Source organism: Halomonas sp. KO116 (assembly GCF_000734975.2).
Taxonomy (GTDB): Bacteria; Pseudomonadota; Gammaproteobacteria; order Pseudomonadales; family Halomonadaceae; genus Vreelandella; species Vreelandella glaciei.
This window is the reverse complement of record NZ_CP011052.1, coordinates 3,616,756-3,640,140: the sequence shown is the minus strand read 5'-3', so window position 1 is coordinate 3,640,140 and position 23,385 is coordinate 3,616,756. Positions and strand designations below refer to the sequence as shown.

Sequence of the window (23,385 nt, the reverse complement as noted above, 5' to 3'; positions counted from 1 at the left end):
AAACGTGCCGTGAGTATCGAACTTGAATCGTCGGTCGATAAAGAAGACGCAGAACATAGCGGCTCACTGAATCGAATTTTAGATAGTGTTGCCAGTTTATGCATCCTGGTGGCGGGTATTTTGTTAGTTGCCTTGATTGCTATCTTTGGATGGTTAGTCTTTGGCCGATATGTACTTAACAATACCCCTACGTGGGTTGAACAGGCCTCACTAGTGCTGGTTGTGTATATCACCTGTTTAGGCGCAGCGGCAGGTGTCAGGCATCATAGCCATCTTAATATCGATTTTATACGCGAGAGCTTTAGCGGCCCTTTACGTAGCTTAATGCATCACCTTGCTGACCTTTTTATTCTTTCCTTTGGCGGATTCATGGCCTTTCAGGGGTGGACATTAGTCATGTCAAACCTGAATAGAGCTATCCCGATGATAGGACTATCAGAAAGTTGGCGTGCAGCTCCCCTAGTAATATGTGGTGTATTAATCATGCTTTTTGCAGCCTCTGATATAGCGCAGCGCTTACTGACTCGAAAAGTTAAGAGGGTATAAACGATGGGTCTTATTATTCTTTTCGGGATCTTTTTCTTAGGCCTTATAGTTGGCGCACCGGTTGCTTTTGCTGTTGGTTTAGCTGCCGTTGTTACCTTCCTGTATGAAGGCTTGCCGCTGTTTGTGGCCTTTCAGCGCATTCTCTCCGGTATTTCCGTTTTTTCACTACTCGCAATTCCCTTCTTTATCTTTGCCGGTGAGCTAATGATGCACGGCGGTATCTCCACTCGCTTGGTGCGCTTAGCATCGGCGATGGTCGGTAAGGTGCGCGGTGGTTTGGGAATGGTGAATATCAGCTCTTCCATGCTGTTCGGGGGAATCTCCGGCTCGGCAGTAGCGGATACCTCTGCTTTGGGTTCTATCCTGATCCCGGTAATGAAAGAGAAAGGCTACGATGCCGACTATGCCGTCAACGTCACCGTGACATCATCAATTGCGGGTGTCGTGATTCCTCCTAGCCATAACATGATTCTTTATGCGGTCGCAGCAGGCGGTGGCATTTCCGTTACTCAATTGTTTATCGCCGGTATTGTTCCGGGAATTTTGATGTGCATAAGCCTAGCCGTTGCGGCCTACATCGTTGCGGTTAAACGCGGCTACAAAGGTGAAGCATTCCCTGGTTGGTATGCACTGATGATTAGTTTTGTCGCCTCGCTGCCTGGCCTGATGACGGCTGTAATAATCGTTGGTGGGGTGCTGTCAGGCATCCTAACCGTCACGGAATCGGGCGCCTTCGGGGCTATCTATGCCATTGTGGTGACCGGTTTGGTTTACCGCGAATTGACCTGGGCATCGTTTAAGTCAGCCGTGATTCAAGCAGTAAAAACCACCTCGCTGGTGATGATCTTGGTCGGGTGTGCATCGGCCTTTTCCTACCTGCTAGCGCTCTATAATGTTCCGGAAATGCTGACAACAGGCCTGATGGCTATTTCCGATAAGCCGCTGGTTATTTTCCTCATGCTTAATATCATCCTATTGATTTTAGGGATGATTATGGATATGGCGGCGTTAATTCTTATCTGTACGCCTATTTTTCTTCCGGTGGCCATGCAGTTCGGTATGGATCCGATCCAGTTCGGCATTATTTTAATGATGAACCTGGGGCTAGGGCTATGTACACCTCCCGTTGGGGCCTGCCTGTTTGTCGGCTGCGTGATCGGCAAAATCAAAATTGAGGAAGCAGTGCGCACTATTTGGCCGTTCTTCTTAGCGCTGTTTGTGGCCTTGATGCTGGTGACCTATGTGCCCGCTATCTCTTTGACGCTACCCAGCTTTTTTCAATAAGGCCGTTTGATTAAAATCGCTAACAAGGATAGACAGATCATGAAAGTCGTCGCTGTAAATACCCATATACTTGATTATCAGCTTGAGACGGCGTTTGAAAGTGCCTCTATGCATTTTTCGCGCCGCCAACACTGCTTAGTCGAAGTCATTTGTGACGATGGCACCATCGGTTGGGGCGAGTGCTTGGGCCCCGCGAAGCCTAATGCCGCCATTGTGGAGGTCTACGCCCAATCGCTCGTAGGCGAAGATCCTCTCCAAACAGAGAAAGTTTGGTTAACGCTCTATAACCGGTTACGCGACCAAGGTCAGCGTGGCTTAACCGTGACGGCCTTAAGCGGTATTGATATTGCGCTGTGGGATATCAAAGGCAAGCACTTTGGTGTACCTATCTCGACGCTACTGGGTGGACGTTTTCGCGACAGCGTGCGCGCCTACGCCACCGGCTCTTTCCGCCGTGAGGGCGTTGATCGCGTCACGGATATAGCTGCAGAAGTAGCAGGCTACCGTCGCGATGGTTTTCACGCCGTTAAGATAAAAATTGGCTTCGATGTCGAGGAAGATCTTGCGGTGATTGCCGCCGTACGTGATGCCATTGGGCCGGATATGCGCATGATGATTGATGCCAATCACGGTTACGATTACTTGGAAGCCATTGAGCTGGGCAAGCGCGCCGCGCAATACGGTATCGATTGGTTTGAAGAGCCCGTTCTACCTGAACAAATTTCTACTTATGAAGCGGTTCGTGCCGGTCAGCCGATCCCTGTTGCCAGTGGTGAAAACTGGCATGGTCGCTATGCCATGCACGAGCCGCTGGCCCGTCGCGCCGTGGATATTGTGCAGCCGGATATCTGTGGCGTCGGCGGGTTCAGCGAAATGCGCCGGGTGGCGGATATGGCCGCCCTGCATGGCGTTCGCTTGGTACCACACGTATGGGGAACGGCGGTCTGTTTGGCGGCAAGCCTGCAGTTTATGGCCGCGCTACCGCCTAACCCGCCACGCCGCAAGCCTATCGAGCCCATTATGGAGTTCGACCGCACTGAAAACCCCTTCCGCCAAGCCGTTGTACAAACCCCTTTAGAGCATCATCAGGGCGTGATGACGATCCCTGATGGCCCCGGGCTGGGGATTGAAATTAACCGCGATGCGCTATCCACCTACGCACTTAGGGAGAAGTAACGTTGTCTATCCCCGCCAATACACGTCCGCTAACAGGGCCGCCGCCTGCTTTAAAGGCGCCTGCAGGGGCAACCGATTGCCATATGCATTTATATTTGCCCGGCTATGAAGCGCAGGCGGGTGGCCCAAACATTGCCGAGTTGGCGACAGTGGCCGACTACCGCCAAGTTCAGCAGCGGCTTTCGCTGGAGCGCGTTGTGGTAGCGCAATCTAACGCTTACCAGTTTGATAATCGCTCGATTTTGCAAGGCGTGGCGGACATTGGGCAGGCGCGCGCCAGAGCGGTTGTGGCAGTCCCCACGGATATTTCTGAATCACAGGTTGAAACGCTACATGCTCAAGGTGCTCGGGGTGCCAGAATTATGCAGCTACCCGGTGGGGCCGTCGGGATGGAGGGGTTAGCCGCAGTGGAGGCGCGGGTAAAAGCGTTTGGTTGGCATTTAATGGTGCAGTTCAATAGCCATGAGATCGATAACTACATGGCCACGCTGCAAGCGATCGAAACCGATTACATCATTGATCACATCGGTAAATTTATGCCGCCGGTAGTTGCTGATGATCCTAGGGTAGCGCAAATACTAAGCTTGCTGGATCGTGGTAATGCATGGATAAAAATCTGCGGCGGTTATGAAACCAGTTTAAGCGGCGGGCCTGAGTATGCTGATGTTAGCCCGCTTGCTAAGCGGCTTATCCAGCATGCCCCTGAGCGGGTGATCTGGGGCTCAAACTGGCCCCATGTTGGCGTCCCCAGAGAGCAGTATCCCGACGATGCTGAACAACTGGATGTCTTGCTGCATTGGGCCGATGAGAGCATTCGCCAAAAGATTCTGGTGGATAATCCTGCCGCGCTCTATGGCTTTTAAAACAGATGGCTTTTAAAACTGACGGCTTCTAAAACAACGCTTTATTTAATGGTTTATACAAAACAGTAAGGAGTTCTTATGTTAAATCGACTTTTAGTTACCGGTGCGGCGGGTGGTCTGGGCAACAGCTTGCGGCCTCATTTATCCAAACTCGCCAAGCATGTTCGTTTATCTGATATGGCTCCATTAGGCGAGGCGGGTGAAGGTGAAGAGCTAGTTCAAGCCGATCTTAGCGATATGCAAGCAGTCTCAGAACTGGTGCGCGACTGCGATGGTATCGTTCACCTAGGCGGCATGTCGGTAGAAAGCCCCTGGGAGGCCATTTTGCAGGCCAATATCATGGGCACTTATCACCTTTATGAAGCGGCCCGTAAACAAGGGAAGCCGCGGATTGTGTTCGCCAGCTCCAACCACGTCATCGGTTTTTATGAGCGCCATCAGCGTATCGATACCCAGGTAGTTCAAAAGCCGGATTCCCTTTATGGCGTTTCAAAATGCTTTGGTGAAAACCTCGCTAGCCTCTATCACGACAAGTTTGGTGTAGAGACGCTTAGCGTGAGAATTGGCTCGTGCTTCGATAAGCCTGTTGATACCCGCATGATGGCAACGTGGCTGAGCTTAGCGGATTTTGTCAGTCTTTTGCAGCGTGCTTTTGTGACGCCGAGTTTAGGGCATACAGTAATTTACGGCGCATCGGATAATGCTGAAAAATGGTGGGATAACTCCCATGCCAGCTTTTTGGGTTGGGCACCTAAAGACAGCTCAGAGCCTTGGCGGGAAGAGACCGAGCAGCTTGATCGGACCATTGATAGCAAGGATTTGGCTGTACGTTTTCAAGGCGGTAAATTTACTAAATCAGGGCACCCAGACGACGTTTAATAGTACTTATAAGTCCTGAGTTGTACGATATAATACAACTTTAGGCATTAATGAAGGACAGCTTTCATGGCCAAACCTAGCGCAACGGCATCTGCTCTAAAACCGCTTCAAGTAAGCAAAGTGACGCAGCAGGGCAGCTTGTCCGTTCACGTAGCTGACCAGCTGGAAGCGTTGATCACTCAGGGCAAGGTTGCGGTGGGGGATAAACTACCCACCGAGAACAGCCTGTGTGACTCCTTTGGCGTTAGCCGCACGGTAATACGCGAGGCGATTACCCACCTTAAATCGCTGGGGCTGGTGGAGACTCGACGGGGTGTCGGCACATCGGTGCTGCGCTCATCTACCGTAGAGGCGCGGCCTGCTGAGCGCATTAATCCGACCACCGTCGAAGATATCTTACATTTGCTGGAGCTACGTTTAACGCTAGAGCCCACTGCGGCTGAGCTGGCAGCATTACGTTACGATGATGAAGATCGTCAGCGACTCGAAGCGCAGCACGCTGCGTTTAGTAAAACGTACGCTGCCAAATCACAAGCGCGCGAAGAAGATTATCTTTTCCATTTTGCGATTGCCACAGCGACCAAAAATCCCTTCTTTCAATCCTTTTATAAGCAGTGGAGCCAGAGCGTCATTCCTCGCGCCAAGCTGTTAAGCATTGATATTAATCCGATCTCCTCTGAACGTTATTTAGAACGAGTGCAGGAAGAACACTCTTACATACTTGAAGCGATTCTTTCCCGCGATGCTCAAGCCGCCCGCGAAACGATGTTTCAGCACCTCAACCGGGCGCGCAACACGTATGCCCAGTATCGCGAACAGTGATATCACTGACCCCTATAAGGAGCGACCTATGACGATTCGAGGCGAAATGCTAATTGGTCAACAAGCAGTGACCGGTACCCAAGCCAACATTCAAGCGGTGAACCCCGCCACCGGTGAAAAGCTAGAGCCCGTTTATGTGGGTGGCAGTCGGGCCCATGTTGAGCAAGCCTGCGAACTAGCCGAGGCAGCTTATGGCACCTATCGTGAAACGCCCCTCGAAGAGCGGGCGACGTTTCTAGAGACCATCGCCAGTGAAATTGAAGCCATCGGTAGCGAGCTGATTGAGCGCGCCATGGCCGAAACCGGCCTGCCGCAAGCACGGATCGAAGGTGAGCGGGGCAGAACCTGCGGGCAGCTGCGCCTGTTTGCTTCGGTCGTACGTGCGGGTGAGTGGTTAGATGTACGTATCGATCCGGCAATGCCAGATCGCCAGCCACTGCCGCGAGCGGATCTGCGTCAGCGCCATATCGCCCTAGGCCCAGTTGCGGTATTCGGTGCTAGCAACTTCCCGCTGGCGTTTTCGGTGGCCGGTGGTGATACCGCGTCAGCGCTCGCCGCTGGTTGTCCGGTCATGGTGAAAGGCCACTCGGCGCACCCGGGTACCTCTGAGCTCGTCGGGCAGGCGATTCAAAAAGCCGTAAAAGCCTGCAATTTGCCGGAAGGTGTTTTCTCGCTGCTGTTTGGTGCCGGTAATGAAATTGGTCAGGCGCTGGTCGATGACCCGCGTATTCAAGCGGTGGGCTTTACCGGTTCGCGCAGTGGCGGCATGGCGCTGATGAAAACAGCCCAAGCACGCCCCCAGCCGATTCCGGTCTATGCTGAGATGAGTAGCATTAACCCCGTCTTCTTGCTGCCGGAAGCCCTTAAATCGCGTGGTAAAGCACTGGGTGAAGCGTTTGTCGGTTCGCTCAATATGGGCGCGGGGCAATTTTGCACTAACCCCGGTCTGGTTATCGCCATTAAAGGCCCAGAGCTTGACGCGTTCATTGAGGCGGCACGTGGTGCAGTGGCAGCCAGCGGCGCGCAGACCATGCTGACGCCGGGTATTCATCGCGCCTATCAAGAGGGCGTTTCCAGCCTGAGCGGCGCAGCCAACGTGCGTGAAATCGCCCGTGGCCAAACTGGCAGCGCCTATCAGTGCCAAACCGGTTTGTTTGCCGCCTCTGCGAGCGATTTCCTTGCATCAAAAGCGCTGCAAGCCGAGGTGTTCGGTGCCAGTTCATTGGTGGTTGAATGTGCCGATGCGGCTGAGGTTAAGCGCGTCGCTGAGCAGCTAGAAGGCCAGCTCACCGTTACGCTGCATATGGATGATGCGGATATCGAGGCTGCTAAAGCACTGCTGCCGACGCTTGAGCGTAAAGCAGGCCGTATTCTCGCCAATGGCTGGCCCACCGGGGTCGAAGTTTGCCATGCCATGGTGCACGGCGGGCCGTTCCCAGCAACGTCTGATTCGCGTACTACCTCGGTAGGTTCGGCGGCCATTCACCGTTTCCTACGGCCAGTATGCTACCAGTCATTACCAGAAGGCTTGCTGCCGGACGCGCTTAAAGAGGGTAATCCGCTGAAGGTTTCGCGGCTAGTCGACGGCAAACGCGAACTTTAAAAAATAGCTGTCATTATCGCGCATTCCACAAGCAGGCATTCATTGCCTGCTTTTTTAGTGCGGTTTTTAAAGGCGGTTGTAAATAAAGAAGTAACAACAAGAGTGTGTAAGGTGATGCTATGAGTGATGCTATTACTATTTCTCTACAAGAAGCCGAAGCGCTGAGTAACAAAGTGCTTACCCATAATGGCTTTAGCCAAACCCACGCCGACGCGATTACCCGCAGCGTCATAGCGGCCCAGCGTGATGAGTGCCATTCCCACGGTTTATACCGGCTGATTGGGTGTGTCCAAACCGCCTTGAATGACGGGGTTGATACCCAAGCCGAGCCGACTATCACTGACCAAGCAACAAGTGTCGTCAAAGTTAACGCTAATAAGGGCTGCTCGCTGCTGTCGTTTGAAAGGGGTAAGCCCTACCTAATCGAAAAAGCTAGACACAATGGGATTGCGGCGCTTGCCATTAATAATAGCTTCCATTTCTCAGCACTGTGGCCCGAAGTTGAAGCACTTTCAGCAGAGGGGCTTGTGGCGTTAGCCATGACCCCAAGCCATGCTTTTGTTGCTCCGGCGGGTGGTACTTCGCCCCTTTTTGGTACCAATCCCATTGCCTTTTCCTGGCCTCGCCCAGGGAAGACACCCTATACGTTTGATTTTGCCACCAGCGTGGTCGCCCGTGGCGAGATAGAGCTACATCGGCGTGCGGGTAAATCGATTCCTGAAGGGTGGGCGATGGATGATGAGGGAAACTCGACGACTGACCCTGTGGCAGCCCTCGCTGGCGCCATGTTGACTTTTGGCAGCTATAAAGGCTCTGCGCTTTCCACCATGGTGGAGCTATTGGCAGGCCCGCTGATTGGTGATCTGCTAGGCCATGAAACCCAGGCGGCGAATGCCGAAAAAACCGGCAAACCCTTTCATGGCGAGCTGATTATCGCGATGTCACCTGAGGCTTTTCTGGGCAAGGGCGCAGAGGGCCACCTCAACCACGCTGAAGTCCTTTTCGAGAGCATTCTGGGCCAAGGTGCACGCTTGCCTTCTCAGCGCCGCTTTGAGGCAAGAGAGCGAAGCCAAGTAAATGGCATCACTTTCCCTCAGGTGTTGTATGACGAGCTCAAGGCATTAGCGAGTAGCTAACGTCGCAATCATTAAGGGTAAGCTGCGAGGTTTTTTAAGGCGTTTTTTGGGGCTGCTACAAAAACTGGCTAGAATCGGGGGGGGCGTCGTGTTTTCGGCGGCCATTTCAACACCTCGGGCTAGGGTACTTCCTGGATTTTCTGGTAACCCGGGTGTGAACAAACGCTAACTGGAGAGCATTCCCATGGAGACCCTCGAATTACTCATTGCCCCGCTGCGCGATGGTCTCTATGCCATCATGATGCCTGTCAGTAACTTTATTTGGAGCTACATTCTTGTCTATCTACTGCTAGGCGCTGGCCTGCTGTTCACCATTATGACCAAGGGGATGCAGTTTCGTCTGTTCAGGCACATGGCGTATGTGACATTCACTGCCCGCGGGGCTGGGGATGGTATCAGTGGCTTTCAGGCCTTTGCGACGTCGATGGCAGCGCGGGTCGGTACCGGTAATCTAGCCGGTGTGGCTCTGGCGCTCTGGATTGGCGGGCCGGGGGCGATTTTCTGGATGTGGGTGACCGCGCTGCTGGGTTTTGCCACCGCGTTTATCGAGTCGACCTTGGCCCAGGTCTATAAGCATCGCAACGAGGATGGCGTATTCCGTGGCGGGCCGGCTTACTATATTGAACGCTGCCTGGGGTGGCGCTGGTTAGGCGCGCTGTTCGCAGTGTTTCTGATTATTGCTTATGGCTTGGCGTTTAACGCGGCGCAATCCAATACTATCGCGCAAGGGATGAATGGCGCCTTTGGCATTCCCAATTGGCTGACGGGCGTCGTGATTGCCATCTTGGCAGGTTTTGTTATTTATGGTGGCCTCAAGTCGGTAGCGCGTACCGCTGAGAAAATTGTGCCAGCGATGGCGATTGCTTATCTGCTCGTGGCGCTATGGATTCTGGTGACTAACCTTTCTGCCGTGCCTGACATGCTCTCGTTGATTGTGATGAGTGCTTTTGGGCTTGGCCCAGCGGTAGGCGGTGCAGCTGGCTATGCGATCAAAGCGGCGATGGAAAACGGCGTCAAGCGTGGCCTGTTCTCCAATGAAGCGGGCATGGGTTCCACCCCGAATGCGGCGGCCCAGGCGACCGTCAAGCACCCGGCGGCCCAAGGCTTAGTGCAGTCTTTCGGGGTGTTCGTCGATACCATCGTGATTTGTAGCTGCACCGCGGTAGTGATTCTGCTTTCTGGTGTTTATGAGCGGCTGATGTCGGAGTCGCCGGGCGATAGTATTGAAGGTATTCAACTGACCCAGGATGCCATGGTGGATCATCTAGGCGGGTTTGGTGAGATATTCATTGCGCTGGCGATTTTGTTTTTTGCCTTTACCTCAATCTTGGCCAACTTCTCGTTCTCAGCGGTGAATATCGAATTCCTGTTCCGCCGTCACGCCGCAAAAGCGGTGGGCGTGTTCAAGGTGATTGTGATCGTCATGGTGCTGCTCGGCTCGGTGGCTGAACTGAGTGTTGTCTGGGACTTTGCCGATCTTGCGATGGGGCTGATGGCGACTACCAACCTGTTTGCGATACTCATCATGGGGCCAATTGCCGTAGCCGTGCTGAAAGACTATGAGCGCCAGCGCCGTGACGGTATTAAAGAACCGATATTTGACCCTGTCATACTGAAACGCCCAGAGCTTGTGGATGCGGATGTATGGCCAGTGAAAGAGGTTAAGGAAGGGTAGGTTCAACGAACTGCATCAATAAACGCCTTCGCCCTGGGATCCTGCATATAGGCAACGTTTAGCCGGAGCCAGGGGGTTGGTTGATGATCCGCAAAGAACAGATGGCCTGGTGACAGCATTACCTCGCACCGGTCAGCCAGCTCAGACAGCGCCTCTGGCGTGATGGTGGCCGGTGGCTTGGCCCACACAAACATTCCTCCTGCCGGTTCGGTATAAACCTCCCAGTTCGACTTTTTGAGAATACTTAGCGCCAACGCCATTTGATTGGCGAGCTTGGTGCGCAGCCGCTCGGTCAGCTTTCGATAACTGCCGTTCTGTAACATGGTAGTGACCACTTGCTCCGCAAAGCGCGACGCAGAAATGCTGGTCAGCATCTTGATATCGACCAACCGCTGCATCAGAGAGGGGGGTGAGGCGATAAAGCCTACCCGCAGCGAAGAGGAGAGGCTTTTTGAGAAGCTGCCAAGGTAGAGCACCCGATTCAAGCCATCTAAAGCGGCAAGGCGTGTCGTCGGTGCGTGCTGAAAATCCGCGTAGATATCGTCTTCAATAATCTGAAAATCGTGTCGTTCGGCGAGCTGCAACACCCGGTGAGCAATCGCTGGGGTGAGGGTGCTGCCCGTGGGGTTATGAAACACGCTGTTAATGTAAAACAGTTTGGGTTGGTACTTCGCCAGTAACGCTTCCAGGCGTTCGATATCTGGCCCATCGGCCAATCGCGGTACGCCAATCACGCGGATGCGCTGCAAGTGCAGCAGGCCGAACAGGTTGTAATAACCCGGTGATTCCACGAACACCACATCGCCCGGTTCAAGCAGCATCCTTACCAATAGATCCAGCGAATGGCTGCCGCCGCTGGTCATCACGATCTGCTGGGCGTCGGCATTGATCGCTAGCGGGCGCAGACGCTCTTGGATCAGGCGGCGTAATTCTTCAGGCCCCTGCGGCGTGCTGTACTCGAAAATTCCCGAGCGGCTTTTACGCGCGACCTGGCGAATGGCATGGGGCAGGTCATCGTCCTCGCGCCAGTGGCTGGGTAGCCAGCCGCAGCCCAGCTTAAGCGTGTGCTCACTGGCACTGAAAAGCCCCCACAGGCCATTGGTGACCTCTTCCAATCCGCTCGTAGCTGCTGGCTGCGATACCAGGGCTGCCGCGCTATCCGCCACATAAAAACCTGACCCGGGCCGTGAGCGCACCAAACCGGCAGCCACCAAGCGCTCATAGGCGTCAATCACCGCGTTACGGCTAATATGATGGGTCGCGGCCAAGCGGCGAATAGAGGGTAAACGGCGGCCACCACCGGCACCGTGCGCGGCAATCCAGGTGCGAATACCGGCTTCAATCTGCTGTGCAATGGGTGTGGGGGCGTCGCGGTTAACCTTAAGCTTCATAGCTGACCCTGTGGCTCAGCACTGTTCTCGAAAAGGGCGGAACAGTGTCTTGAAAGTGGTGGTTAAGTGTACCTTACCGGTGATCGGCAAGCGTGGGAGCTTAGTGGTTCAAATATTGGCTTATTTAGGGTAACGCTATGAACCGCGCTTTAAATCGAACCATCACCCAACGTAGCGCCGTTTATCTGGCCTTTGCGCTGTGCATGATTACCACGGCAGTTAATTTACAGGCGCCGCTCTACGATGCACTGGCGGCGCGCGACGGCTTGGGGGTAGGGGCAACCACGCTTGCCTTCGCTTGCTATGTGGCGGGTGTCTTGCCGGTGCTGCTGGGCTTAAATGGCTTGGCAGATCGGGTGGGGCGCAAGCCATTGATCATTGCTGCACTACTGTTAAGCCTGATGGCGACGGCGATGATCTTGATAGCTCCCAACCTAGTGGCACTAGGGGTTGCCCGCTTCCTGTTGGGTATTAGCATGGGATTAACGTCGGCAGTGGCGCCTGCGTATATGCAACTGCTCGTGGATGGGGATGATAATCGCCTCGCCACCAATTACGTGACGGCCAGCACCTCGCTTGGGTTTGGCCTGGGAGCAGCGGTCACCAGCCTGTTTCTTTTTCATACCCCCAGTGTGTCGCCGCCCAGCCTATGGATTTACCTGGTCGCCGCGGTGCTGGCGCTAGTGGTGGTCACCACATTGGAGGATAGCCCGCCGAGTGACACTAACCGCTCGCTGCTGCGTCTGCCTAGTTACCCTCGGGGCGCATTTGCCTTTGGGTTGGCTATTTTGCTGGCCTGGGCGACGGTGGGATTAGTGATTGCGATACTCCCTTCCGCCCTGCAGCGACACGGTTTAGCCGCCTGGAGCGGCTTCGCCACGTTCGGGATTTGCAGCTGTGGGGTGCTGTTTCAGCCCTGGGCAAGACGGTTCGCGCCAAGAAGGGCGACGCTGCTGGGGCTGGTGATTTTGCCGATTGCCTATGCGCTGATCGCCTGGGGAGCCCTTCAAGGCTACCTAGCAGCGGTGCTGCTGGGTACGGTGGCCGCCAGTAGCGCCTGCTATGGGTTTATCTACCTGGGTGGGTTGAGTGGCGTGTTGGCAGCGGCCGATGCGTCCGCGCCCGAGGCCAGCGCAGGCTATTTTTTGATGGCGTATATTGGCTTCAGCCTCCCGGTGATCACGACCGGGGCGCTTATTGATGCAGTGGGGCATACCCTGGCGCTAACGCTGTTTGGTTTTGCGCTATTAGGCGGTGTGATCACGGCGTTCGCTTTGCTGCGCAGAGCGCTCACGTGATCGACGACCACTTAAGCTACCCTTTTTCGACCAACAGCCCGCAAGAGGGCGCGGCCCAGCGGGTGTTGGCGGTAAACACTACATCACACACCACCAGCGAATAGTAACGGCGCACTTCTTCATCGACCCGTGCGCGCAGCGCATCTTGATGAACGATGGTCAAATTGGGTTCCTCTGGCAATACCACATGCACCATCACATACAGCAGGCGGCCAGGGCGAACCATACGCACGCGCACCTCTTGCGTGTCAGTGCTCGCCAGGGCATTCGCAACGGCGCGGCGGACGGGTGCTGCGATGGCCTCCTCCGGGGTCTTGTTAAGCAGTTCCTGCAGTGCTTGGGAAGCCATGCGCACCGGTACGCCCAAACACAGCACCACCACCGCAATCACCAATACCGCATCCACGTAGGGCAGAATGGCCAGCCAGCCCAGGTGTTCAAACAGCATCACCAAACAAAACGCCGCGAGTACGGCGGCAGAAATGACGCTGTTGACCAGCCAGTTGAGTTTGTCTGCTGCCACCAGGGGGCTACTGACATGGCGCTGGCTGCGGTGCATGACCCAGGCGGTAAGCGAGCAGGCCGCGGTGGCAAAGAGGGCGTAGATAACGGCAAGCCCAGCGGCAATGTCACGACCGCCTGTTAGTAGCGCGGCGACAGCATCCACCAGTGCAAAAATGGAAACGCCTAAAATCAGCAGCCCTTTGCAAAGATTGACTAGCGACTCGAAGTAGCTATAGCCAAAAGGGTAGGATTCGCTGTCCGGGCGGCTGGCAAGCTTGCTGACCTTAATGGTCACGAGGGCAACGCTGAAATAGATCAGATTAAATAGCCCATCCAGTAGGATCGCTTGAGAGTTAGAGGCCAGCGTGGCCACGATGCCTGCACAGCCAATGAGCAGCGCCATAACAGCGGAGAAGGCCAAGGTACTCGATTCTTTCTTCACAAACGTTTCTGCTCCAGAGTGCACACCGTATAAATAGCCGCTAAGCATAGCAATTTTGTTAGTGACTTATCGACGGCGCCGTGCTGATGTCTTTCGCCCTGCTTTCTGACCAGACTGCCCAACGCCTTCCTTTGGACAGCACTGCTAGTTCTACTAACCTTAGAGCACATTTGTTTGATTCACGTTAAGCCAAACAGGAGGGTGAGACGATGCCAATGCTGAGCGTAGGAACGGAGCAGGGCACGCCGGTAGAGCTTTATTACGAAGTACGTGGGGCAGGTAAGCCTGTGGTGCTCATTCATGGCTGGCCACTTAGTGGTCGTTCATGGGAAAAACAGGTGCCAGCGCTGGTTGAGGCAGGCTATAAAGTCGTGACCTATGACCGCCGGGGATTTGGTTGGTCGACGCAGGCCGATGGCGGCTACGACTACGATACGCTCGCAACAGACCTTAAAAAATTGATCGACACGCTGGATCTACACGATGCCACCCTGGTGGGCTTTTCCATGGGCGGCGGCGAAGTGGCCCGCTACCTCTCAAGCTACGGCACTGGCCGGGTGAGTAAAGCCGTGTTTGCCGCTGCTGTGCCGCCTTACCTGTATAAAGCTGACGACAACCCCGAAGGTGGCCTGGATGACGCGACGATCAATCAGTTTCTGGAGGGGGTGAAAGGTGACCGTATCGCCTTCCTGAAGGAGTTTACCAAGAACTTCTTTGCTGCCGGTGAGCGCAGCGATTTAATCAGTGAACCGAACCGCCAGTACCATCGCGATATTGCCGCCTTTGCATCACCCCAAGCGACCTACGACTGCATCAAAGCCTTCAGCTACACCGATTTTCGTAAAGACTTGCCTAAGATCGATATCCCCACGCTAGTGCTGCACGGTGATGCAGACGGTATCGTGCCCTTTGAGGTCAGCGGCAAGCGAACCCAGGAGCTACTGCCCAACGCGAAGACGGAAGTGATCAAGGGTGGTCCGCATGGCCTGAATGCCACGCACCCAGATGAGTTTAATCAGGCGCTGATTCAGTTTATGAATGATTAGGGTTTGGATGAATAAGCATCTGGATGAATAACGTTTGAGAGTTACTTCCCACTAACGACAACGCCGCCCTGAAGGCGGCGTTGTCGATTTATCAAAGCTAATTAATGTGGTTACCCCTCAACCCACACCTCATTACCTTTAAATTCGATCTTCCAGGTGCGCAGTTTGACGCTCTCATCTTCCAAACACTGCCCATCTTCAAAACGGAAGTGTTGCTTGTAGATAGGCGAGGCGACGACGGCGGCACCTTTAAGGTCACCAACGATGCCGCGGGCGATCACATTGGCCTTGGAGAAGGGATCAAAATGGTCGAGGGCGTAAAGTTCGTGATCCTTTCCTTGTCTCAGCCCTGGCAAGTAAAAAATAGCCACTTGGGCGGGGCCATCGGCGGTTTCAATCCAGGCGGCGACGCCCGAAAACTCGACAAGATCGGCCTTGGTGCAGACCTTTTGCCACGTCTTGGTGGTTTGTTCCGCCATGGTATCCATCTCTTTTTTCAGTGCCGTTGCGGTCATGAGTTGCCTCGTTTTTATTCAGAGTCAGTTAACGCATCAATCAAGCAGGCCGAAGCTGGCCACGTTCACTGGTCATAATGATGGACGGATCCGGACGGTCGTCGTTGACGAAGCTGCGGAAGCGCTTGAGCTTTTCCGGGTCGCTAATGGCGTCGGCCCATTCGCACTGGTAGGTGTCCACCACGGTTTGCATCTGACGCTCCAGCTCGTCGTTGATACCCAGGCTATCTTCCAGAATCACCTCTTTAAGATACTCCAGGCCGCCGTCAAGATTTTCACGCCATACCGAGGTGCGCTGCAGCCGGTCGGCGGTGCGCACGTAGAACATTAAGAAGCGGTCAATAGTGCGGTAGAGCTGCTCGTCGTCCAGGTCGGTAGCGAACAGTTCGGCGTGGCGAGGGCGCATGCCGCCGTTACCGCACACGTACAAATTCCAGCCGTTTTCGGTGGCGATAATGCCAATATCTTTGCTCTGGGCCTCGGCGCACTCGCGGGTGCAGCCGGAAACGCCGAATTTGATCTTGTGAGGGGAACGCAGGCCTTTGTAGCGGTTCTCCAGCTGGATCGCCATGCCAACGCTGTCCTGCACGCCGTAGCGGCACCAAGTGCTGCCCACACAAGATTTCACCGTACGCAGCGATTTACCGTAGGCGTGGCCGGTCTCGAAGCCTGCGGCAATCAGCTCGCTCCAGATATCCGGCAGGTCTTCCAGCCGCGCGCCGAACAAGTCGATACGCTGGCCGCCCGTCACCTTGGAGTAGAGGCTATATTTGTTGGCCACTTCGCCCAGGGCGATCAGTTTGTCGGGCGTAATCTCGCCACCAGCCACACGCGGCACCACCGAGTAGGTGCCGTTTTTCTGCATGTTAGCCATAAAGGTGTCGTTGGTATCCTGCAACGGGATATGCGCCGCATCGGTGATCGGCTCATTGAAGCAGGAGGCCAGAATGGACGCCACGGCGGGTTTGCAGATGTCGCAGCCCAGACGGTGGGTGTCGGCGTTGCCGTGTTTTTCAATCAAGTCGGTGAAGGTTTTAATGCCCTCTACACGGACGATATCGTAAAGTCCCTGGCGGGTATGGGCGAAGTGCTCGCAAATCGATTTATCGACTTCCACGCCGCGGGCTTCCAGCTCGTGATCCACCACGCTTTTAAGCAGCGCGGTGCAGCCGCCGCAGCCGGTGCTGGCCTTGGTGGCGCCTTTGACGCCACCAAGATCTACCGCACCGCCGTCAATCGTGGCGCAAATGTCGCCCTTGGTGACGTTATGGCAAGAGCAGATGGTGGCAGTTTCGGGCAGTGCACCGGGGCCGAGCGTTGGCGCGGCGCCGCTGCTTTGCGGCAGAATCAGCGAGGCGGGTTCAGCGGGCAGCTCAATACCGTTGGAATAGTACTGCAGCAGCGTGTCGTAAACGCTGTTGTCGCCGACCAGCATGGCGCCCAATAGTTTTTTACCATCGCTGGAGACTACCAGCTTGCGGTACTCCTGCTTGATGGGATCCAGGTAGCGAAACATCCGCGCGCCGGGGTTCTGGTTACCGTGAGCATCGCCAATCGAACCCACATCCACGCCCAGTAGCTTGAGCTTTGTGCTCATATCGGCGCCGCCAAACTGAATATCGCCTTCGGTTAGCGTCGACAGCGCCGTTTTGGCCATCTGGTAGCCTGGTGCCACCAAGCCGAAAATGCTTTGGTTCCATAGTGCGACTTCGCCAATCGCCAGAATGGCCGGGTCGTTGGTGAGGCACTGGTTATCCACTACCACGCCGCCGCGTTCGCCAATCTCCAGACCGCAGTCACGGGCTAGTTGATCGCGGGGGCGAATGCCCGCCGAGAACACGATCAGGTCGGTTTCCAACACCTTGTCGTCCTGGAAGACCATGCGGTGTCGGCTCGCCTCGCCATCTTCAATGCGCTGGGTGGCGCGCTCAGTGAGCACCTGTACACCCAGAGCTTCGATTTTTTCGCGCAGCAGCTCGCCGCCTTCATTATCCACCTGCATGGGCATTAGGCGTGAAGCGAACTCCACCACGGCGGTATCCAGGTTTAAGCCGCGCAGGGCGTTAGCCGCTTCCAAGCCGAGTAGGCCACCGCCCACCACCACGCCGGTGGTAGCGTTTTCGGCGGCGGCCTGAATGGCGTCCAGGTCGTCCAGGGTGCGGTAAACCAGGCATCCATCGCGGTCGTTGCCGGGAATCGGCGGCACAAAGGGGAAGGAGCCGGTGGCCAACACCAAGCGGTCATACGGGTAACGGCCTTGGTCGGTGACCACTTCTTGCGCGTTGCGGTCGATCTCGATTACAGCCTCGCCAGTGCGCAGTTCCACGCCGCTTACGGCGTAGTAATCCGCTTCGCAAAGCGCGAGCGAATCGGCGTCGCGGCCGCTGAAGTATTCAGATAGGTGCACCCGGTCGTAGGCGCGGTGGCGCTCTTCGCCAAACACGGTGACGTGATAGCGCTCAAGGGCACCGTTATCGACGAGCTGCTCGACCAAGTGGTGGCCGACCATGCCGTTGCCGATAATAATAAGCTGTTCGGGAGTTGCCGTTTTTGGGCTAGACATTATGCCACCTCTAAGGTCGATAAATGGGGAGTGTCGCTCTGCTGTTCCGCTATGTTGGTCTGGAGTACTTCAACATCAGCGGCACCAAACAGCAGGGCGTGGCGGTAAGCGTTGAGATCGGTACCTGCGAGCGCCTGCTCGAAGTACCAGGGGCCTTGGCTGGTGTCGCCGTAAAGCACCGCGCCTTCTATCTGGCCATCGCGCAGCAGCAGGCGGCGGTAGTCACCGCGCTCAATGTCGTGGTAATTCAGCACTTCGTGCTCGGCGCTGGCCTCGGTGGGGCCAAAGGCATAGAGCGCCACGCCGCTGATTTTGAGTTTGGTGGCGCTGGGAGCATCCGCGTAGCCAAGGGTAGGTGTGCCACCTAGCCGGGCGGCGAGTACTTCCACCTGACGCCAGATCGGTTCCACCAAGCCGTACGTAGTGCCATCAAATTGGCAGCACTCACCCAGTGCTGAAATCGCTGGGTCGCTGGTGGTGAGAAACTCATCCACCACGATAGCGCGCTCGGTGGTCAGGCCCGCCTGGTGGCCAAGTGCTGCGTTAGGCGTAATGCCCGCTGCAACAATGACGCTCGTGGCAGCCAGTTGGCGGCCATCATCAAGATGAAGCTTGCTGACCTGTCCTTGGGCGTTGCCCTCAAGCCGTGCTAACTGGGCGCCGGTAATAATCTTCAAGCCGCGCTGGGACAGTTCGTTTTCAAGCAGGTGTGAGGCGGTGGTATCCAACTGGCGATTCATTAAGCGTTCACTGCGCTGGAGTACGCTGACGCTGATATCGTTGCCGCGCTTACGCAGCCCCTCGGCAGCTTCCAGGCCTAGCAGGCCGCCGCCAATCACGACTGCCTCACCACCGCGTTGAGCGATGTCGGTCAGCGCATCAGCATCTTGCAAGTCACGAAAGCCGTGCACGCCCGCAAGCTCAATTCCAGGTACATCGGGCATTGCTGGGCGCGAGCCGGTAGCAAGCACTAGGTGGTCGTAAGGCAGCGTGCGGCCGGTGTCGGTGACCACGGTTCGGCGGTCGCGATGAAGGGCGTCGACTTTTTCGCCAAGAATCAGCGTGACACCCTGGTCCTCGTACCACTGAGCATCACGCAGAGTGAGTGCATCTTGAGTCATCTCGCCGGCCAGCAGTGGCGAGAGCAGAATACGGTTATAAGCGGGAGTTGGCTCAGCGCTAATCACCGTGATGTGCTGAGGACGCGTGGGTAGTTTCACCAACGCCTCAATCAGGCGGTGGCTGGCCATGCCGTTGCCAATAATCACCAGGTGGTCATTGAGATGATCATTGTGTGAGCACCGGGAAGTGGTTTCCATGGGTGGCTCCTCTGTGTCTTTGCGGCTTCTTGAGCACCAAACAAAAAACGCCCCTAACACACCTTCCTTTCCACAATGTGGAGAAAGAGGGAGCATCAGGGGCGTCGTTGCCCGATAGCGTTGTTTAAAATCTATGCTTTAAACGCACGGCAACCGCCATTGGCTGCCAGCTGATTAAAAACCTTACCGTGTATAAAGCAAGGAACTAGCCAACTGGCTATTAATCACTATTTATCCAAGCACGTCAGTTGTTTAGGAAATGATGGTAGGAGAACAGTCGCATCGCTGTTAGAGCAAGCTGCACAGCGATGGTGCGAAAAGGGAGGTGGTGTGCACTCTCACACGCCATTTAGCGTGACCACAGTGCCAAAAAGAGCGTTGCGTGAAGATCTTTTATTTTTTAACTATTTGTTTTTCAGTAGTTAATTTCCGGTAGGCCGGTTGTCGGCTTGGCTCTTGCAGCTATTAAGGCAATAAGTGAGTTAACAAGGAATAAGCGCTCATTGTTTGGCGATGGCAGCGAACAATTCCAAAGCCGTTAGAAAAACAACTAGCCGTTAGAAAATGTGTAGCTGTTAGTAAGTCTTCGATTGTTTGAAGAGACTACTGCAAAGAGTACTGCACCGAAGAAGGTGCGCTGTGGCAACGACGTCCAGCCCTCTTCTCTTAATGCGTTTATAGAGCGCATTAGAGAAAGGGACTGGGCGTTTTTTTATGCCTGGCGCGAATGAGGAATCCGAGGAGTAGCTATGACTCAGGCCAAAACCACATGCCCCTACTGCGGCGTCGGCTGCGGCGTGACGGCGACCATTGAAGCAGGCACGCTGAGCGCAGTAGAAGGCGACCGTGAGCACCCTGCGAATTATGGTCGGCTGTGTGTTAAAGGTTCTGCGCTACATGAGACGTTGGGCGAGCAGGGCCGCCTGACGCATCCGCGTATAGATGGCGTTGAGGTTGCCTGGGAGTCCGCATTGAACACCACCGCTGAGCGTTTAAACGCCCTGCGGGCCGAGCATGGCAATCACAGCGTGGCGGCGTACCTGTCGGGACAGCTATTAACTGAAGATTACTATGTGGCCAATAAGCTGTTTAAAGGCTTTTTGGGTACGCCTCATTTAGATACTAATTCGCGACTGTGCATGGCCTCCGCGGTGGCTGGCTACAAGCGTGCCTTCGGCGCGGATGCGGTGCCGTGCAACTACGAAGACTTGGAAGAGGCGGAGTTGGTCGTGTTGGTGGGTTCCAACTTAGCCTGGAACCATCCGGTGCTTTATCAACGCATTAAAGTCGCTAAAGAGCGCAACCCACTGATGCGCTTGGTCGTCATCGACCCGCGCGTGACCGATAGCTGTGAAATCGCTGACCTCTACCTGGGGATTAAGCCGGGCAGCGATGCTTTTCTGTTTAATGGTCTGCTGGCGTGGATGGCAAAGCGTCGCAAGCTCGATATCCTCTATCTTGAGCGTCACACCGAAGGCTTTGATGAGGCCCTGGCGGCAGCTCAACAAACCGCTGGGTCGGTGGCGGAAGTAGCGGCTGCCTGCGATGTCGACCCTGAGCGTCTGGAAACCTTCTACTACTGGTTTGCCAGCCAACTGCATGTGGTCACGCTCTATTCCCAGGGCGTTAACCAATCCGCCAGCGGCACCGATAAATGCAACGCGATTATTAACTGCCACCTGGCGGGCGGAAAAATCGGTTTGCCGGGGGCAGGGCCGTTCTCGATTACCGGCCAACCCAATGCCATGGGCGGGCGCGAAGTAGGTGGGCTGGCAAACCAGCTAGCTGCGCATATGGATTACCACACCCCCGGCGCCATTGATCTGGTCAGCCGTTTCTGGGCGACCGATAATCTCACGCCCATTCTGCCGGAAGGGCCGGGTTATAAAGCGGTGGAGCTGTTTGAAGCCATTGAGCGTGGCGAGATAAAAGCGCTATGGGTGATGGCCACCAATCCCGCGATTAGCCTACCCGATGCCGCGCGGGTGCGCGCTGCGCTGGAAAAATGCCCGCTGGTGATTGTCTCTGAGTGTGCAGCCCATACTGATTTGCTGCCTTATGCAGATATCGTGCTGCCAGCCTCGGGGTGGTCAGAAAAAGATGGCACCGTGACCAACTCCGAGCGGCGCATCTCCCGCCAGCGGGGGTTGCTGCCACCCCCAGGGGAAGCTCGCCATGATTGGTGGATCATCGCAGAAGTGGCCAAACGGCTGGGGTTTGCCGAGGCGTTTAACTACTCGCACCCCTGGGAAATATTCGATGAACACGCCCGGCTGTCTGGATTTGAAAATGGGCTAGCCGGCAGCCCGAAGCGGCTTTTCGATATCTCGGGCTTGGTGGGCCTGGGCCGGAAAGACTACGATGCCTTGGCGCCGGTTCAGTGGCCGGTGACGGCTCGAGCGCCGCAGGGAACCGCGCGCTTGTTTGAAGATGGCGAGTTCGCCACGGCCAATGGCCGTGCCAAACTGTTGGCGATTAAGCCACAGGGCCCTGAACAAGCGCTCAGCGCCGCCTATCCGTTGCGCTTAAACACAGGGCGAATCCGTGATCAGTGGCACACCATGACCCGTACTGCGCGCGCCCCGAGGCTGATGAATCACCGTGCGGAGCCGTTCATGGACGTGCATCCTGATGACGCTCAGGCCGCCAGTGTGGTGGATCAAGGCTTGGCGGTGCTAAGCGCAGCGAAGGGTGAGTTTCGGGCTCGGGTGCGGGTGTCCAATGCCCAACGCCGCGGCGAAGTTTTTGTGCCTATCCACTGGACTGACTGTTTTACCCAGCAGGCCAGAAGTAGCGCGCTGATCGGCGGCATTACAGACCCGCTCTCCGGGCAGCCGGAATCAAAGCACGGTGCCGTGGCGTTGGCCCCGCTTGCCACTGAGTGGCAGGCCACTCTGCTGGTCGCCGATGGCGCCACTGAGTTGACGCCGTGGTGTACCAGTGTCTATTGGACACGCATACCTATGCGCGGCTGCCAGCGCTGGCAACTTGCCCATACACAGTCGGTTAACGATTGGTTGGCGCAGTTGAAAGAGTGGCTGCCTGGGGAAGTGGCGGTGGTCAGCCAAGACCCCACTAACGGACGGCTGCGTGCCGCCTGTGTGGAAAATGGCAAGCTGTGCTGGTGGCTGATGGTTGGCCCGCCCAACGAGTTGCCAGGGTTAGCGTGGCTGGAAGCGCGTTTTAACGAGGCGGCGCTGAGCGATACCCATCGTCGCCGCCTATTAGCCGGCTGCGACGACGGCGCCGCGGATACTGGCCCGGTGGTGTGCAGTTGCCACCAGGTGGGCCAAACTACCATCGTCAACGCTATCCGCGAGGGCGACACCAGCGTAGAAGCGTTGGGCGCCAGACTCGCTTGCGGCACCCAGTGCGGTAGCTGTATTCCCGAATTGAAATCACTGATTGAAGAGGAGCGGCCCAATGCCCGCACTAAGCAACCCCTTACTACAGAAGTGGTTTAACGCCTTTATGCGGTTATCGCACCGCGCGCTAACGCCGTTGGTTCAGCATGCTGCAGACATACGTTTGCCACTGCGCGGCGAGTGCCGCGCCGGACAGGTTTACCTGGTCGGCGCGGGCAGCGGCGATGCAGAACTGTTAACCCTCAAGGCTGCACGCTTACTTATGCAGGCGGACGCCGTGGTGTATGACCGCTTGGTAGGTGATGACGTGCTGGCGCTGATTCCTAGCGGCAGCGAGCGCTACTACGTTGGCAAAGCCCGCGGCCATCACAGCGTACCCCAAGCTGAGATCGGCGCGCTGATGGTAAAACTCGCTGGCGAAGGTAAATCGGTGGTGCGTCTGAAGGGCGGCGACCCAGCGGTGTTTGCGCGAATGGGCGAAGAGCTGGATGCCCTGGCCGCCGCCCAGATGCCTGCGGCCATTGTGCCGGGGATTACCGCCGCTTCTGCCGCCGCTGCCTGTATGGGTATTCCGCTCACCGATCGTGGCCATGCGCAGCAACTGCGCTTTGTGACTGCCCAGCTCTGCCGCGAAGACGGTACACCGGATTGGGCATCGCTGGCGCGCAAGGATGAAACCCTGGTGTTTTATATGGGGCTTTCAAAAGTGAGTGCAATTTGCCACGGCCTACGCCAGGCAGGCCTGCCGGATGAGTGGCCGATCATGCTGGTGGCTAACGCCAGCCAGAGTGAACAGCAGTCGCTGGTAGGCTCGCTGGCGGATATGCCCGAAAAACTCGCCGCAACTCCCTTACCGTCACCCTGTTTGATTGTGGTGGGCAGCGTGGTGCAAAGGGTCGCCACATCGCCCGTTGAGCTAGCCGCCGTAGGTCATTCCAGCGAAGGTGCTCGTTAGCCG

Annotated in this window: 18 protein-coding genes; 13 read left to right on the top strand and 5 right to left on the bottom strand. The window is 55.9% G+C overall.

Annotated elements, in window-relative coordinates; translation table 11 throughout:
• The first annotated feature begins 9 nt into the window (after nucleotides 1–9).
• The 9 genes from KO116_RS16725 (at nucleotide 10) to KO116_RS16685 (ending at nucleotide 9,984) form a co-directional block, all read left to right on the top strand.
• A complete protein-coding gene (locus KO116_RS16725; protein ID WP_035559166.1) occupies nucleotides 10–546 on the top strand; it encodes a TRAP transporter small permease in 537 nt (178 codons plus the stop codon).
• 3 nt (nucleotides 547–549) lie between these two features.
• Nucleotides 550–1,830, top strand: a complete 1,281-nt coding sequence (locus KO116_RS16720; RefSeq protein ID WP_035559168.1) for a TRAP transporter large permease — start codon at nucleotides 550–552, stop codon at nucleotides 1,828–1,830.
• A gap of 39 nt (nucleotides 1,831–1,869) precedes the next feature.
• Nucleotides 1,870–3,006: a mandelate racemase/muconate lactonizing enzyme family protein gene (locus KO116_RS16715; RefSeq protein ID WP_035559169.1), complete on the top strand. Its 1,137-nt coding sequence runs from the start codon at nucleotides 1,870–1,872 to the stop codon at nucleotides 3,004–3,006.
• A 2-nt stretch (nucleotides 3,007–3,008) separates the two neighbouring features.
• Entirely contained in the window at nucleotides 3,009–3,869 is an 861-nt protein-coding gene (locus KO116_RS16710) for an amidohydrolase family protein (protein WP_035559172.1), read from the top strand.
• A gap of 78 nt (nucleotides 3,870–3,947) precedes the next feature.
• Nucleotides 3,948–4,748, top strand: coding sequence for an NAD-dependent epimerase/dehydratase family protein (locus KO116_RS16705; protein ID WP_035559174.1), 801 nt, complete (start codon nucleotides 3,948–3,950; stop codon nucleotides 4,746–4,748).
• A 66-nt stretch (nucleotides 4,749–4,814) separates the two neighbouring features.
• Nucleotides 4,815–5,570: a FadR/GntR family transcriptional regulator gene (locus tag KO116_RS16700; RefSeq protein ID WP_035559175.1), complete on the top strand. Its 756-nt coding sequence runs from the start codon at nucleotides 4,815–4,817 to the stop codon at nucleotides 5,568–5,570.
• Between the two features lie 28 nt (nucleotides 5,571–5,598).
• Nucleotides 5,599–7,173, top strand: a complete 1,575-nt coding sequence (locus tag KO116_RS16695) for an aldehyde dehydrogenase (NADP(+)) (protein WP_035559177.1) — start codon at nucleotides 5,599–5,601, stop codon at nucleotides 7,171–7,173.
• 119 nt (nucleotides 7,174–7,292) lie between these two features.
• The gene (locus KO116_RS16690) at nucleotides 7,293–8,309 is read left to right on the top strand and encodes an Ldh family oxidoreductase (RefSeq protein WP_035559180.1); all 1,017 of its coding nucleotides are present in this window, start codon (nucleotides 7,293–7,295) and stop codon (nucleotides 8,307–8,309) included.
• A 184-nt stretch (nucleotides 8,310–8,493) separates the two neighbouring features.
• Nucleotides 8,494–9,984, top strand: a complete 1,491-nt coding sequence (locus tag KO116_RS16685) for an alanine/glycine:cation symporter family protein (protein WP_035559181.1) — start codon at nucleotides 8,494–8,496, stop codon at nucleotides 9,982–9,984.
• Nucleotides 9,985–9,986: 2 nt separating this feature from the next.
• On the opposite strand, the gene KO116_RS16680 is transcribed toward KO116_RS16685, so the two are convergent.
• Complete coding sequence (locus KO116_RS16680; protein WP_035559183.1) at nucleotides 9,987–11,375, bottom strand: aminotransferase-like domain-containing protein; 1,389 nt, start codon at nucleotides 11,373–11,375, stop codon at nucleotides 9,987–9,989.
• Nucleotides 11,376–11,512: 137 nt separating this feature from the next.
• Here KO116_RS16680 and KO116_RS16675 point away from each other — a divergent pair, with 137 nt between their 5' ends.
• Complete coding sequence (locus tag KO116_RS16675; protein WP_035559192.1) at nucleotides 11,513–12,673, top strand: MFS transporter; 1,161 nt, start codon at nucleotides 11,513–11,515, stop codon at nucleotides 12,671–12,673.
• A gap of 16 nt (nucleotides 12,674–12,689) precedes the next feature.
• Here KO116_RS16675 and KO116_RS16670 read toward each other — a convergent pair whose 3' ends face one another.
• A complete protein-coding gene (locus KO116_RS16670; RefSeq protein WP_035559658.1) occupies nucleotides 12,690–13,619 on the bottom strand; it encodes a cation diffusion facilitator family transporter in 930 nt (309 codons plus the stop codon).
• A gap of 209 nt (nucleotides 13,620–13,828) precedes the next feature.
• Between KO116_RS16670 and KO116_RS16665 the strand changes: the two genes are divergently transcribed.
• Nucleotides 13,829–14,665, top strand: a complete 837-nt coding sequence (locus tag KO116_RS16665; protein ID WP_035559195.1) for an alpha/beta fold hydrolase — start codon at nucleotides 13,829–13,831, stop codon at nucleotides 14,663–14,665.
• A gap of 110 nt (nucleotides 14,666–14,775) precedes the next feature.
• On the opposite strand, the gene nirD is transcribed toward KO116_RS16665, so the two are convergent.
• The 3 genes from nirD to KO116_RS16650 are packed head-to-tail and all read right to left on the bottom strand — an operon-like array spanning nucleotide 14,776 to nucleotide 19,062.
• A complete protein-coding gene (gene nirD / locus KO116_RS16660) occupies nucleotides 14,776–15,180 on the bottom strand; it encodes a nitrite reductase small subunit NirD (protein WP_035559198.1) in 405 nt (134 codons plus the stop codon).
• Between the two features lie 40 nt (nucleotides 15,181–15,220).
• Nucleotides 15,221–17,743 carry a nitrite reductase large subunit NirB gene (gene nirB / locus KO116_RS16655; protein ID WP_035559201.1) on the bottom strand — a complete coding sequence of 841 codons (2,523 nt, stop codon included), beginning with the start codon at nucleotides 17,741–17,743 and terminating at the stop codon, nucleotides 15,221–15,223.
• Nucleotides 17,743–19,062 (bottom strand): NAD(P)/FAD-dependent oxidoreductase, encoded by a 1,320-nt coding sequence (locus tag KO116_RS16650; protein ID WP_035559203.1) that lies wholly within the window; start codon nucleotides 19,060–19,062, stop codon nucleotides 17,743–17,745. Before KO116_RS16650 ends, nirB begins: the two co-directional genes overlap by 1 nt.
• Before the next feature lie 749 nt (nucleotides 19,063–19,811).
• On the opposite strand from KO116_RS16650, the gene KO116_RS16645 reads away from it, so the two are divergent.
• Together KO116_RS16645 and cobA are read left to right on the top strand one after the other, a co-directional pair.
• Nucleotides 19,812–22,526: a nitrate reductase gene (locus KO116_RS16645; protein WP_035559206.1), complete on the top strand. Its 2,715-nt coding sequence runs from the start codon at nucleotides 19,812–19,814 to the stop codon at nucleotides 22,524–22,526.
• Nucleotides 22,486–23,382, top strand: coding sequence for a uroporphyrinogen-III C-methyltransferase (gene cobA, locus KO116_RS16640; RefSeq protein ID WP_035559209.1), 897 nt, complete (start codon nucleotides 22,486–22,488; stop codon nucleotides 23,380–23,382). The genes KO116_RS16645 and cobA overlap by 41 nt, the downstream gene beginning before the upstream one ends.
• Nucleotides 23,383–23,385 lie beyond the last annotated feature (3 nt).

Coding starts and splice junctions, on each gene's coding strand:
- KO116_RS16720 (WP_035559168.1), top strand. CDS start 550: ATGGGTCTTATTATTCTTTTCGGGATCTTTTTCTTAGGCCTTATAGTT.
- KO116_RS16715 (WP_035559169.1), top strand. CDS start 1,870: ATGAAAGTCGTCGCTGTAAATACCCATATACTTGATTATCAGCTTGAG.
- KO116_RS16705 (WP_035559174.1), top strand. CDS start 3,948: ATGTTAAATCGACTTTTAGTTACCGGTGCGGCGGGTGGTCTGGGCAAC.
- KO116_RS16700 (WP_035559175.1), top strand. CDS start 4,815: ATGGCCAAACCTAGCGCAACGGCATCTGCTCTAAAACCGCTTCAAGTA.
- KO116_RS16695 (WP_035559177.1), top strand. CDS start 5,599: ATGACGATTCGAGGCGAAATGCTAATTGGTCAACAAGCAGTGACCGGT.
- KO116_RS16690 (WP_035559180.1), top strand. CDS start 7,293: ATGAGTGATGCTATTACTATTTCTCTACAAGAAGCCGAAGCGCTGAGT.
- KO116_RS16685 (WP_035559181.1), top strand. CDS start 8,494: ATGGAGACCCTCGAATTACTCATTGCCCCGCTGCGCGATGGTCTCTAT.
- KO116_RS16680 (WP_035559183.1), bottom strand. CDS start 11,375: ATGAAGCTTAAGGTTAACCGCGACGCCCCCACACCCATTGCACAGCAG.
- KO116_RS16675 (WP_035559192.1), top strand. CDS start 11,513: ATGAACCGCGCTTTAAATCGAACCATCACCCAACGTAGCGCCGTTTAT.
- KO116_RS16665 (WP_035559195.1), top strand. CDS start 13,829: ATGCCAATGCTGAGCGTAGGAACGGAGCAGGGCACGCCGGTAGAGCTT.
- nirD (WP_035559198.1), bottom strand. CDS start 15,180: ATGACCGCAACGGCACTGAAAAAAGAGATGGATACCATGGCGGAACAA.
- nirB (WP_035559201.1), bottom strand. CDS start 17,743: ATGTCTAGCCCAAAAACGGCAACTCCCGAACAGCTTATTATTATCGGC.
- KO116_RS16650 (WP_035559203.1), bottom strand. CDS start 19,062: ATGGAAACCACTTCCCGGTGCTCACACAATGATCATCTCAATGACCAC.
- KO116_RS16645 (WP_035559206.1), top strand. CDS start 19,812: ATGACTCAGGCCAAAACCACATGCCCCTACTGCGGCGTCGGCTGCGGC.
- cobA (WP_035559209.1), top strand. CDS start 22,486: ATGCCCGCACTAAGCAACCCCTTACTACAGAAGTGGTTTAACGCCTTT.